The following is a 12,583-nucleotide window of genomic DNA, read 5'->3' as shown; positions in this document are numbered from 1 at the left end:
TTGCTTTCTAAAGTTGCAAATCGCTTTTCGTTTTGAAACGATGGAAATCGACTACTGGACAAGCGGGCCGTACTCACGATAATGGAGCGTCCTGAAATCGGGTCGCGTGCCAAAAACGGCACGCCATGCACAACACGCGACACGCGACGCAGTCAGCCTGCCAGGCCATGCAAGAATCGCGGCGCACATGAATAAGCCTTACCGGAGAGTTTTTGCATGTCTGAAGAGTACGAAGTGCACGGGCCGCACGATCACGCGGTGGAGCACGCGGCTGCTGGCCACGGCGGCCACGGGGAGGGCGATCCGTTTGCTGGCCGCATGGCGGTGATCACTGCGATCCTCGCGTCGATCGGTGCGATCTTCGCGTACCAGAGCGGGACGAGCGAAAATCTGGCGCTCTATTACAAAAACGAGGCGGCGATCCGCAAGACCGAGGCTGCGAACCAGTGGGCGTACTACCAGGCCAAAGGCGAGAAACAGAATCTTGCCGAACTGGGTGCGGCGCTCTCGGCGAATTCGAGTGAAACGCAACGCCGCTTCACCGCCGATGCCGAGCGCTATCGCCAGCAGAAGGAGCCGATCCGCGAGAAAGCCGAATCGATCGAAAAGGCCGTGGCGCTAGACGATGAACGCAGCGAAACGCTCATGCACGGTCATCATCGCTGGGCGCAGGCCACGACGGCTATCCAGATTTCGATTGCGCTTACAGCGATCACACTGCTGACGCGCCGTCGCTGGCTGCTTTATGTGTCGATGGGAATGGCGTCGGCGGGCGTGGTGCTCGGCGCTCTGGCGTTCTTTTCAATCTGAATCGGGCCGTACCTGTCGCAGCGCCTGTTATCCGCACGGACAGGCCGCGCCGCCTCACGTGATCGCGGCAAGCGACTCAGCCGCCGCAGACAATTGCTGTCAACAGCAACGGTACGACGGTTTCGACCGTCGCGTCGCTGTTGGCCTGGCGCAGCCGCAGCCGCACCGAATCCTCCGGGGCGGACACAATCACGCCGTAAAGCGGCGAATCGATTTCCTTTCCCGAGCCGCGGTGAAAGAGCGTGTCGTCGCGCTCGTAGCCAAGCACCATATAGATCGGGAAGCCGAACGCGCTTAGCTGGCCCTTCTGAACGGGCCGGAATGCGTTGACCGAATTGGACTCCACCCGGCTGGGCTTCGGATCGATCGATCGTTCGTTGATAAACGATGAAACGAACGCATGGGGATTCGACGTGCAATCGAACTGCTCGTCATGAGACTCGGCATGCGCGAGTGCCGGGACCAGCATTGCAGCGATGCCTGCAAAAAGCGTGACGACAGGAGTTTTGTGCTTGCTCATGTCCGTGACAACCGAATCACCCGGAAAACCGTTCGACACCCGAATGGCGTTCCCGTTCAACCGGACACGGCACGTTCCTTGCGCAGCCTGTGTGTTTCCGTACTTGCGGGGTATGCGGCATGCGGTCGCCGGGCCGCGCGACGAAAGCTGGCGCGGCCGGAGATGGCGTCAGAGCATGGACTTCGCCTGGGTGAGGATCTTGTCGCAGACTTCGCGCGTGGCGGCTTCCTTGAGCCCGCCGCCCGAAAGATCGATATGCGAGCCGTTGCCTGCGGTGAGAATGCCGCTGCTCCCCTGCTGGTAGCCGGTGTCCGTGGTGTTTGCGCCGCCGGGTAACTTGCTGAGCAGTGAGTTCTTGATGCCGCTCGCGGAATCGGTGTTCAGATAATTGTTCTTGATGCAGTAGGTGAGCACGCCGGTGACATTGCCGAGACTGTTCGACGTGACCGACGCCCCGGAGAGCGAACTGCCGAGGCTGCCGAGTGCATTTCCGGCGGTGCCGCCGGTACCGCCCTGATTCAGCAGATTACCGAGCTGGGCTTGCGCGGCGCCAAAGGGCAGGAGCAGGCTAATGGCGACGACGGCGGCGCGCGAGAGAGACGTTTGCATACACGGACCTCCGAGGTGGGCAGGGGCGTTTCTACTATAGATGTATTCGCTTTTGCGGCTCGCGAGGATGACCGCTGCACAAGGCGGCACGCAATGCGGAATGCGAGGTGCAACCCTGGCAGACGGTGATGTAACGGACGTGTCATCGCCACGTCATTTGTTGCGGCAACAACGGAACCGCGAGATTTGATGCTCTGAAAGAGGCGTATTGCGCGCCGCGAAACAAGGCCACTTGCATACCGCAAGCGCTGGCGATCTATTGCGCGTCTGGAATAAAGATCGCAGATTCAGGCGCATTTGCGCAAAATTCGCACCGTTCGATGCGCAATTTTGTTTCCAACCGTAACACTTATTTCGGTCCGCCTCAGTGACTGGTTTCAGGTGGTATGCTTCCTCAACAAATTCTCCCCTGCACGAGTGAGACCACGGTCCTTGCGTCAATTTCGTGACGCGCGCACCGCCTGAGTGCGACGTCCGACGCAAATGAACCAGGTAGAAAAGCATATGGTGAAACGGGTATTCCAACGCGGGCAGACACGATCCGCGCGTGAATCCTCAGTCACAGCAGCCACGGTCCGGCTGTGTGGAGAACAACATGAATTTCGAAGAACTGAACGATGACGAATGGATGTTGGTGTCGTCGCTCGTATCCGATGATCCGCCCATTCGACTCAACCGCCGCGGTCGCCCTCGCGCGGAGCCGAGAATCGTTGCCAATGCAGTGCTATGGATTCTCACCACAGGCGAATCGTGGTCGCGTCTGCCCGCGCGTTATCCTTCCGGGCCTACATGCCGCCGCCGTTTTGACGACTGGCACGTGAGCGGCACGCTCATCGAGATCGTTAGCCGGCTCACGCAGGTCGGGCGTAGTTTCGTCTATGTGCCCGAGCCGGTTGATGCCGCATTGGCCACATCGTCCAATACGTCTGCATCGTCGGTCGGCCAGGCCACAGCGGTCGAGGAAAAGGCGGAGGACGACGGCCTGCCTAACGTTTACTGGAAGAGCCCGGAAACGTGGCAGATGTCCGCAAGCGTCGCCGATGCACCGCCTGCCGCCGATCCTATCGAGAGCATGACGCGTCAACTCGCGAGCCCGAGCGTGCCTGCTGTCGCCCAGAAAACGGTGTCTGCGTTGCGTGCGCGCGCGATCTCATCCACGGTTGTTTCAGTGTCTGCCAGTTCGCAAACGCCGCGCGATGAGAGTCCTTTGGCGTCGCGTAGCGCGCTGTGGACGAGCGATGGTCTGCAGTCGGTGCAGATTGCCGAATGGCGTGGCTATGCGATCAACCTAACCGTGCAGCCGGTTCGCAATCGCATGTATCGCGCGTCGGTGGAGATCCTCAAAGACGGCCAGCGCGTGGAGCGCTCCGGTTTGATTGGTCCGCGATTCCAGGACCGCGACTCGGCTAAACAGTTCGCTTACGACTGGGCGCGTAAATGGATCGAGCACGAGTGCCGCGGCGTGCCTGCCGCGCCGTCGACGCAGGGCAGCCAGTGTCCGGCGAGCACCACTGTCACGCGCGCGCACAACGCGGTCATCGCGCGTCCTGCGCTTGCATCTGCTACGAGTGCGCCCGGCAACGTGCGCCTTGCCCCGTTGCAGCGCTACACGGGGGCAAGCTCGCTGCGGCCGGGCAATGATAGCGATACCGCGACCGGTACCGCCGAACCGCAATACAGACCTCATTCGAGAACGCACGCCGGTTGACGTGCGCCCCGATGGGGCGCGTCCCACACGCACCGCACAGGCGGCAGATCTGCCGCCCGCGTTCATTGCCGCCCGTATTGATCGTCGAGGCGAACGATGTCGTCCTCGCCGAGATACGAACCCGACTGCACTTCAATGATTTCGAGCGGCATCTTGCCGGGATTTTCGAGCCGGTGAGCAACGCCGAGCGGAATGTAGGCCGATTCGTTTTCGGACACGATGAACCGTTCTTCTCCGCGCGTAACGAGCGCGGTGCCGCGCACAACGACCCAGTGTTCGGCGCGATGGTGATGCATCTGTAGCGAAAGACGCGCGCCCGGCTCGACGACGATTCGCTTCACCTGGAAGCGTTCGCCGCCGTCGATACAGTCGTAGTGCCCCCACGGACGATGCACGAGCCGGTGTGTGAGGACCTCGCTGCCGCGCTGTTCACGTATGCGTTGCACGACTTTCTTCACGTCCTGCGCGCGCGAACGATCGGCGACGAGCACGGCGTCCGCCGTTTCCACGACGACCAGATCCTGCGTGCCGACGCAGGCAATCAGACGGCCATCCGAGTGCACGAACGTGTCGCTCGCGCCTTCGAGCACCACGTGTCCCTGTGCGACGTTGCCTTTGTCGTCTTTCGGCGAGACCTGCCATACCGTGTCCCACGAACCGAGGTCCGTCCAGCCTGCAGCGAGCGGCACGACCACACCTGCGGCCACGGATCGATCGCTCGTGAGCGATTCCATGACCGCATAGTCGATCGAGTTCGACGGCGAGCGCATGAAGGCTTCACGCTCGACGCGGAAGAAGTCGCCGTCCTGGCTGCCGGTTTCCGTTGCGCTCAGGCATGCCTCGTAAATCGCGGGCTGGAAGTGGCGGATCGCCTTGAGCCATGTGGACGCACGCACGATGAAAATGCCGCTGTTCCACCAATAGCGTTGTGACGCCACGTATTGCTTTGCGAGTTCGAAATAGGGCTTTTCGACGAAGCCGCTGAGGTGCCGCGCGCCGTTGGGCTCGTCAGCGGCAACGACGTCGCCGATATGGATGTAGCCGTAGCCCACTTCAGGGCGCGTAGGCACGATGCCCATCGTCACGATCTGCCCCGCTGCCGCGTGGCGAACGCCTTCGGCCACGGCGGACTGGAACGCGTCGAGGTCTGTGAGCGCGTGATCGGCCGGCATGACCACGAGTATGCCGTCCTGCTTTTCCGCTACGACCGAAAGCGCGGCGATAGTGAGCGCGGGCGCGGTGTCGCGGCCTGCTGGTTCGAGGATCAGGCGGGCGCGTTTGCCTTCGCGCCGGACCTGCTCGGCGGTCGTGAATCGATGCTCTTCGTTGCACACGATTAGCAACTGATCGGCGAGCGTAATGCTCTCTGCAAGTGCGTCGAGGCGTCCGGCCGTATCCGCGAGCAACGACCGCTCGCCGACGAGGTTGATCATCTGCTTTGGGTACTGCTCGCGCGACAGGGGCCACAGCCGCGAACCCGCGCCGCCTGCCAGCACGACGGGGCAGACCTGCAGGGCGCTTTGCAACCCGTTGCCGGTTGCCTCCGTGCGCGCCGATGCTGTGATGGAGCCCGTATCCGTCATATCGCTCTCCTGTGAAGGGGTTTCGGTTCAGCGATTTGTAGCATGCTTAAATTCGACAATAAAACGAAGGCAATTAAGAAACGCGAAAATAATATTTTTAGAATTCGCTACGATTTATTGATTAACCGGATCAGCCTTTAAAAAACGAAAGAATAATTAGTGACTGGAGCGCAAGACGATGCGTGGCACGAACGCCGCGCTGGTGCGAATCAGGAAGAATGTGCCGGAAAAGGCTTCGTGGATTGACTCTATCGACGTCCAAGGTGGGAAAAATTTGCCGAAAAAATTCGATAAAAAACGCCTCTCTCCGCTCGATACATTTGGAGATATTTTTGTGCCTTGCGGAATGAATTTTTATCGCGCCTTATTAGGGTTAATTCTGATGCGACTTCACGGTGCTGACGTGTGAATGGCACCGAATTCCCCTGATCGACGACGTCGTAGCCACGACAACGGTGCGTGGCTGTGATCCATTTTTAACCCGAGGTGCCGGACATGCTTAGCGTTCTAGCCAGAATCATCGACATCGTCGCGATCGCTGCGGGCGCGCTGATCGCGGCTGCTCTGCATCACGGAAAGTTCGTTGCGCTCGGCGACGAAGAAAGTGTCGCGCTGGCCTTTAACTGTCTTCTTGCGATCTGGATGTTCCCTGCGTTGGGAATCTATCAGTCGTGGCGGGGCAAGTCGCTCCACGATCTGTTCGCACGCGTGTGCATTGCGTGGATCGCCGTGGAAGCCACGGGCGTTCTGCTCAGTTTCAGTGTGCACCGCGCGGATTCGCTGTCGCGGGTGTGGCTCGGCTGGTGGGCCGTTGCTACGGTTGCCCTGCTGATCGTCTCGAAGGCGCTCGTTTATATGGTGCTCAAGGGCCTGCGCCGCGAAGGCTATAACCAGCGCGACGTGGCCGTGGCGGGCGGACATCGCTACGGACGCTTTCTGATCGAACAGATGCGCCACCATCCGGAAGCGGGATTCCGCCCAACGTTGCTGTTCGACGAGGACAACGACGCGCATGGCGAAACGACCGTAGACGGCGTGCCGGTGGAGCGCAATCTGGAGGCCTTGCTTGCGCGCGTGCGCGAACACGGCATACGCGAGTTGTGGCTTGCATTGCCGATCTCCAAGGAACGCACGATTCATCGCATCGTGACGGAATTGCGCAACGACTTCGTGAATATCCGTTTCATTCCGGATGTGCGCAGCCTTTCCCTTTTCAGCCAGCCGGTGGTGGATCTCCTCGGCGTACCGGCCATGAACCTCGCGGCGTCGCCGATCACCGATCTGCGTGTGTTGCCAAAACGCGTATTCGACTGGCTCTTCGCCGCGTGCGTGCTTGCTTCGCTTGCCCCGCTTCTGGCTGCAATCGCCATCGCAGTGAAGTGCTCGTCGCCGGGGCCGGTGATGTTTCGCCAGCGGCGCAAGGGCCTCGACGGCAACGAATTCGAAATCTACAAGTTTCGCTCGATGAAGGTCCACGCCGAAACGGCGGGCCAGGTCACGCAGGCGCGCCGCAATGACCCGCGGATCACGCGTGTTGGCGCATTTCTGCGCCGCACGAGCCTCGATGAGCTGCCGCAGTTCATCAACGTGCTCAAGGGCGAAATGTCGGTGGTGGGCCCGCGTCCGCATGCGCTCGAACACGACGACATCTACAAGAACCTCGTGCGCGGCTACATGCAGCGCTATCGGATCAAACCCGGCATTACGGGCTGGGCGCAGGTCAACGGTTTTCGCGGCGAGACGGATCGCGTGGAGAAAATGCGCGACCGCGTCCGCTTCGATCTGCACTACATGCAGAACTGGAGCTTCATGCTCGATCTGAAGATCGTCGCGATGACGATGTGGAAAGGCTTCGCAGGACAAAACGCATATTGAGTCGCTCGGGCGCGCGGTGTGCTGCCGCGGTGTGCTGCATTATGCAGCGCGGCTCGCGCGTGGCAACAGGTAATCACTATTGAGGTGGGCATGAATCTGACGATCATTGGCAGCGGTTATGTGGGTCTCGTAACGGGCGCGTGTCTTGCGGACATCGGCAACGACGTGTTTTGCCTCGATGTCGACGAGCGCAAGATCGAACTGCTCAATCAGGGCGTCGTGCCGATTCACGAGCCGGGCCTGAAGGAGATCATCGAGCGCAATCGCCGCGCGCGGCGCCTCACGTTCTCGACCGACGTGGCTGCCGCGGTCGCGCACGGCGACGTCCAGTTCATCGCCGTGGGGACGCCACCCGACGAGGACGGTTCGGCCGATCTGCAATACGTGCTCGCAGCCGCGCGCAATATTGGCCGGCACATGAACGGCTTCAAGGTGATCGTCGATAAATCGACCGTGCCCGTGGGCACCGCAGCGCTCGTGCACGAGGCTATTGCGGGCGAGTTGCGCAAGCGCGGGCAATCGCACATGTTTTCGGTCGTGTCGAATCCCGAGTTTCTGAAAGAGGGCGCCGCAGTGGAGGACTTCGCGCGGCCCGACCGCATCGTGCTGGGTTGCACCGATGATGTGCCCGGCGAGCGTGCGAAGGATCTGATGAAGCGCCTGTATGCGCCGTTCAACCGCAATCACGAGCGCACGCTGTATATGGACGTGCCGTCTGCCGAATTTACGAAGTACGCCGCGAACGCAATGCTGGCGACGCGCATCTCGTTTATGAACGAACTGGCGAATCTCGCCGACCGGGTGGGTGCCGACATCGAGTCGGTGCGCCGTGGCATCGGATCTGACCCGCGCATCGGTTACGACTTTCTGTACGCGGGTTGTGGTTATGGCGGCTCGTGTTTCCCGAAGGACGTGAAGGCGCTGATGCGAACTGCAGAGGATTTTGGCGAGTCGTTGCAGATTCTGCGCGCCGTCGAATCGGTCAACGGCGCGCAGAAGCTCGTGCTCGCACAGAAGATCGTTACGCGTTTCGGTTCGGATCTAAGCGGGCGCACGTTCGGTGTCTGGGGTCTCGCGTTCAAACCGAACACGGACGACATGCGCGAAGCACCGAGTCGCACGCTGATCGCCGAACTGCTCGCGCGCGGCGCGAACGTGCGCGCCTACGATCCGGTAGCAACCGTTGAGGCACAGCGCGTGCTCGCGCTCGATCTGGCGAATGCGCCGGATTGGCAGTCGCGTCTCACGTTCGTCGACGAGGCCGTGGATGCCGCCGACAGCGCTGATGCGCTCGTTGTCGCGACGGACTGGAAGGTTTTCAAGGCGCCAGATTTTGAAGCGCTGATGGAGCGGCTGAAATCGCCGATCGTGTTCGACGGGCGCAATCTCTACGAACCGTCCGCGTTACAGGAGATCGGCATCGAATACCACGCCGTGGGCCGCGCGAGTGCAACGCAGGCGAGCCACATGCGTGCCGCAGCCGCCGTGCGCACGCAGGCCGTTGCATAAACGCGGCCATTAGCGAAGAAAGGGTGCAGCCATGTTCAAGGACGTGCTGATTGTCTGTCACGCAAATGTCTGCCGTTCGCCGACGGCGGAGCAACTGTTTCGCGCACGCCTGCGCGAATGCGCTCCGGCGCGCAAGAGCGCATTTCATTCGGCGGGCCTGCGCGCACGCGAGGGCGCGGACATGGACCCGGTCATGCAGCGGCTGCTCGCAGAACGCGGCGTTGCAGTGGGAGAGCACCGCGCGCGGCGCCTCACAGGCAAGCTCGTGCGCAACGCTGACCTCGTGCTCGTTACGGAGCGCCAGCAGGTGCAGGCCGTCGAGCGCATGGAACCGAGCGCGCGCGGCAAGGTGTACGCGCTCGGCGAATGGGAGAACTCGGATGTCGTCGATCCGTATGGCCTCGATGAGGGCGCGTATCGCGACAGTATCGAGTTGATGGATCGTCTGGTGAAGGGATGGTTGAGCCGAATATGCTGAGAACGAAACTGACTGCCGTACTGGCGCTGAGCGCCTTCATATCCGCGTGCTCGACCGCGCCCGGCAATTACCTCGACACGTCGAGCCTGCATGAAGAGCCGTCGAAGCAGCCGCAGCAGCAGTACACGGTGCATCTGATCGACGCGCAACTCGTGATGCAGCAGGCTGCGGCGCAGGAGGCGGCGGCACACGGCGCGTTGCCGCCGTCGCGTTACGCCAATGCTTCCAGCTACATTTATCACATCGCGCCGCAGGACATTCTGGGCGTGACCGTTTTCGACCATCCCGAACTTTCGACGCCGCAGGGCTCGACGTTCTCGGCTGGCGGCACCACCACGCAGACGGTCGGTCAAGCGCTGACGCAGCCCTATACGACCGCGTTGCCGGGCGAGGCCGATCCATACGGTCAGACCGTTGCCTCCGACGGGACGATCTACTTTCCGTTCGTCGGGCGCATTCACGCGGCGGGCAAGACGCCGGCCCAGTTGCGCGACCAGCTCGCGTCGGGTCTCGTGCCTTACGTGAAAAACCCGCAGGTGGATGTGCGCGTGCTCGCGTATCGCAGCCAGAAAGTGCAGGTCACCGGCGATGTCAAGACGCCAGGCCCGCTCGCCATGAGCGACGTGCCGCTCACGCTCGTCGATGCGATCACGCGTTCGGGCGGCACGACCGATAACGCCGACATCGATCGCGTGCGTCTCACGCGTGAAGGCAAGCTCTATGTGCTCGACGCGAATCGCCTGCTCGATGCGGGCGATGCGAGCCAGAACGTCATGCTTCAGGACGGCGACATCATCAACGTACCGGATCATCTGGATAGCAGGATATTCGTGCTGGGCGAAGTCAAGACGCCGACGCAGACGAATATGGTCCGCGGAAAGTACACGATTGCCGACGCGCTCACGCAGGCCGGCGGCATTCTCAACACCGATGCGAACCCGCGCCAGATCTTCGTGATGCGCGGCATGAAAGACAACCCCACGCAGCCGGAGATTTACCGGCTCGATATGACGCAGCCGAACTCGATCGTACTGTCGTCGCAATTCCAGCTTAAGCCGCTCGATGTCGTGTACGTCGGCACGGCAGCTTCCGCTACCTTCAACCGCTTGTTGCAGCAGGTGCTGCCGACCATCCAGACCGTTTTCTATCTGAAGCAGATCACACGCTGACGCGCGTGTCGATCGACTTTCAAAGAGGAAGACAGTCAGGTGCAACACTCACTCAAGGGGAAAGAAACGTGAGCATGCAAATCACCCCGCAGGCGGCCCCGGCGGCCCGCACCGAAGAAGAGGACGTCGTCCTCGGCCAGTTGCTGCGCGTCATTCTCGACGACATCGGTTGGCTGATCGCCATCGCAGCGGCCGTTATTGCCATTGCCGTGTTCTATTGCTACGTGGCGAAGCCGGTCTATACGGCCGATACGCAGGTTCGCGTCGAGCCCGCCGACTACACGTCACAGGCGCTCACGCAGACACAGACGGGCGCGTCGATCAACAGTGGGTCGTCGGCTTCGCTGCCCACTGACGCCGAGATCGAGATGATCAAGAGCCGCAGCGTGGTCGAGCCGGTCGTCAAGCAATACAAGCTGAATTTTTCGGTCGCGCCGGTTTCGATCCCGGTACTCGGCAATCTGGCAAACCGGCTGGCTACACCTGGCACGCCCGCGAGGCCATGGTTCGGGCTCGATACGTTCGCGTGGGGAGGTGAAGTCGCAGAGGTCGATTCGGTTAACGTGGACGCTTCACTCGAAGGTAAAAAGCTCACACTGACCGCGCTGTCGAACGGACGCTATGTGCTCGATGGCCCGAACGGAGAGCGGCTGCTCGAAGGGGTAGCCGGGCAGACCGCGCAGGGTAACGGCGTGACCATCCTTGTGAACGAACTGGTCGCACGTCCGGGCACACGCTTCACCGTTGTCCGCATGAACGACCTCGACGCGATCAGCGCGTTCCAGAACGCGATCCAGGTGCAGGAGCAGGGCAAGCAGACGGGCGTGATCGATATTTCGCTTTCCGACTCGGATGCCTCACGCGCGGCCGAGATCGCGAACGCAATCGCACAGTCGTATCTGCGCGTTCACATGGTCACCAAGCAGGCCGATGCGAACAAGATGCTCGATTTCCTGCGCAGTGAGCAACCGCGCCTGAAGTCCGACCTCGAAAACGCCGAGGCCGCGCTGACCGCTTATCAGAGCAAGTCGGGATCGATCAACGCGAGCGACGAGGCGAAGATTTATCTCGAAGGCAGCGTGCAGTACGAGCAGCAGATTTCCGCGATGCAGTTGCAGATCGCTTCACTGGAACAGCGTTTCGGCGACGCGCATCCGCTGCTCGTGGCTGCGCGCAGGCAGCTTGCTGAGCTTCAAGGGGAACGCGCCAAGTACGACACGAAATTCAGGGACCTGCCCGCAACCGAAGTGAAAGCGGTGCAGTTGCAGCGCGATGCCAAGGTGGCCGAAGACATTTACGTCCTGCTGCTCAATCGTATTCAGGAGCTTTCCGTTCAGCGCGTGGGAACGGGCGGCAACGTGCATATCGTCGACGCCGCAATGCGTCCTGGCAACCCGTCGAAGCCGAAGAAGCTGCTGATTATTTCGGCGGCGTCGCTGCTCGGTCTGATTCTCGGCACCGGTTTTGTGTTGATGCGTCGGAACCTCTTCAAAGGCATCGTCGACGCAGACCAGATCGAGCGCGCGTTTCATCTGCCGGTTTATGGCTTGGTGCCGTTGTCGACGGAGCAAATGGCACTGGAAAAACGCGCTCCAGTGCGTGGTGGTACCCGGATGCGCGAAGTGCTCGCGAACGCGTACCCGAAAGACCTTACCGTCGAGAGTCTGCGCAGCCTGCGCACGTCGCTGCAGTTCAGCGTAATGGATGCGCGTAATCGTGTGGTGATGCTGACCGGCTCGGTGCCGGGCGTAGGCAAGAGCTTCCTCACCGCGAATCTGGCCATGCTGCTCGCGCACTCGGGCAAGCGTGTGCTGATGATCGACGGCGACATGCGGCGCGGCGCGCTGGAGCGACACGTGGGTAGTGCGCAGGAAAACGGTTTTTCCGAACTGCTGTCGGGCCAGATCTCACTCGACGAGGCGATTCGCGCGACGGAAGTGGACAACCTGCACTTCATCTCATGCGGTCGGCGTCCGCCCAATCCATCCGAGCTGCTGATGTCGCCGCGTCTCGGTCAATACCTGGAAGGGCTTTCAAAACGCTACGACGTGTTGCTCATCGATACGCCGCCGGTGCTCGCGGTAACGGACGCCGCCATCATCGGCGGGCATGCGGGATCGACGTTCCTCGTGCTGCGTTCGGGCATGCATTCGGAAGGTGAAATTGCCGATACGCTCAAGCGGCTTCGCAATGCAGGTGTGCGCGTGCAGGGCGGTATTTTCAATGCGGTGCCGCAGCGCGCGCGCGGAAGCTACGCCTATGGCTACACGGCGGCGCAGGAATATCTGAGTGCCTGATTTATGCATCGACATTATTCAAGCG

The 12,583-nt window shown here is 61.2% G+C and carries 11 protein-coding genes; 8 read left to right on the top strand and 3 right to left on the bottom strand.

What is annotated here, in order from left to right:
* Positions 1 to 216: 216 nt before the first annotated feature.
* Positions 217 to 810: a DUF4337 domain-containing protein gene (locus tag L0U80_RS22040; protein ID WP_233870034.1), complete on the top strand. Its 594-nt coding sequence runs from the start codon at positions 217 to 219 to the stop codon at positions 808 to 810.
* Positions 811 to 886: 76 nt separating this feature from the next.
* Here the strand turns inward: L0U80_RS22040 and L0U80_RS22035 are convergent, their stop codons facing one another.
* Positions 887 to 1,330: a hypothetical protein gene (locus L0U80_RS22035; protein WP_233870031.1), complete on the bottom strand. Its 444-nt coding sequence runs from the start codon at positions 1,328 to 1,330 to the stop codon at positions 887 to 889.
* A gap of 168 nt (positions 1,331 to 1,498) precedes the next feature.
* Positions 1,499 to 1,939 (bottom strand): DUF2501 domain-containing protein, encoded by a 441-nt coding sequence (locus tag L0U80_RS22030; protein ID WP_233870028.1) that lies wholly within the window; start codon positions 1,937 to 1,939, stop codon positions 1,499 to 1,501.
* Between the two features lie 595 nt (positions 1,940 to 2,534).
* Between L0U80_RS22030 and L0U80_RS22025 the strand changes: the two genes are divergently transcribed.
* The gene (locus L0U80_RS22025) at positions 2,535 to 3,647 is read left to right on the top strand and encodes a DUF6566 family protein (RefSeq protein ID WP_233870025.1); all 1,113 of its coding nucleotides are present in this window, start codon (positions 2,535 to 2,537) and stop codon (positions 3,645 to 3,647) included.
* 62 nt (positions 3,648 to 3,709) lie between these two features.
* Here the strand turns inward: L0U80_RS22025 and L0U80_RS22020 are convergent, their stop codons facing one another.
* On the bottom strand, positions 3,710 to 5,230 hold the full coding sequence (locus tag L0U80_RS22020) for a mannose-1-phosphate guanylyltransferase/mannose-6-phosphate isomerase (protein WP_233870022.1): 1,521 nt from the start codon (positions 5,228 to 5,230) through the stop codon (positions 3,710 to 3,712).
* Positions 5,231 to 5,408: 178 nt separating this feature from the next.
* Between L0U80_RS22020 and L0U80_RS22015 the strand changes: the two genes are divergently transcribed.
* From L0U80_RS22015 to L0U80_RS21990, 6 genes are all read left to right on the top strand, one after another.
* Positions 5,409 to 5,639 (top strand): hypothetical protein, encoded by a 231-nt coding sequence (locus L0U80_RS22015; RefSeq protein ID WP_233870020.1) that lies wholly within the window; start codon positions 5,409 to 5,411, stop codon positions 5,637 to 5,639.
* An 86-nt stretch (positions 5,640 to 5,725) separates the two neighbouring features.
* Entirely contained in the window at positions 5,726 to 7,105 is a 1,380-nt protein-coding gene (locus L0U80_RS22010) for an undecaprenyl-phosphate glucose phosphotransferase (RefSeq protein ID WP_233870017.1), read from the top strand.
* A 90-nt stretch (positions 7,106 to 7,195) separates the two neighbouring features.
* Positions 7,196 to 8,614 (top strand): UDP-glucose dehydrogenase family protein, encoded by a 1,419-nt coding sequence (locus L0U80_RS22005; protein WP_233870014.1) that lies wholly within the window; start codon positions 7,196 to 7,198, stop codon positions 8,612 to 8,614.
* 31 nt (positions 8,615 to 8,645) lie between these two features.
* Positions 8,646 to 9,092, top strand: coding sequence for a low molecular weight protein-tyrosine-phosphatase (locus tag L0U80_RS22000; RefSeq protein WP_233870011.1), 447 nt, complete (start codon positions 8,646 to 8,648; stop codon positions 9,090 to 9,092).
* Positions 9,086 to 10,261, top strand: a complete 1,176-nt coding sequence (locus L0U80_RS21995) for a polysaccharide biosynthesis/export family protein (RefSeq protein ID WP_233870008.1) — start codon at positions 9,086 to 9,088, stop codon at positions 10,259 to 10,261. Before L0U80_RS22000 ends, L0U80_RS21995 begins: the two co-directional genes overlap by 7 nt.
* Before the next feature lie 74 nt (positions 10,262 to 10,335).
* A complete protein-coding gene (locus L0U80_RS21990; RefSeq protein WP_233870005.1) occupies positions 10,336 to 12,558 on the top strand; it encodes a polysaccharide biosynthesis tyrosine autokinase in 2,223 nt (740 codons plus the stop codon).
* Positions 12,559 to 12,583 lie beyond the last annotated feature (25 nt).

It is taken from the genome of Paraburkholderia adhaesiva (assembly GCF_021390575.1).
GTDB classification, from domain to species: Bacteria; Pseudomonadota; Gammaproteobacteria; order Burkholderiales; family Burkholderiaceae; genus Paraburkholderia; species Paraburkholderia adhaesiva.
This window is presented reverse-complemented; position numbering and strand designations above follow the sequence as displayed.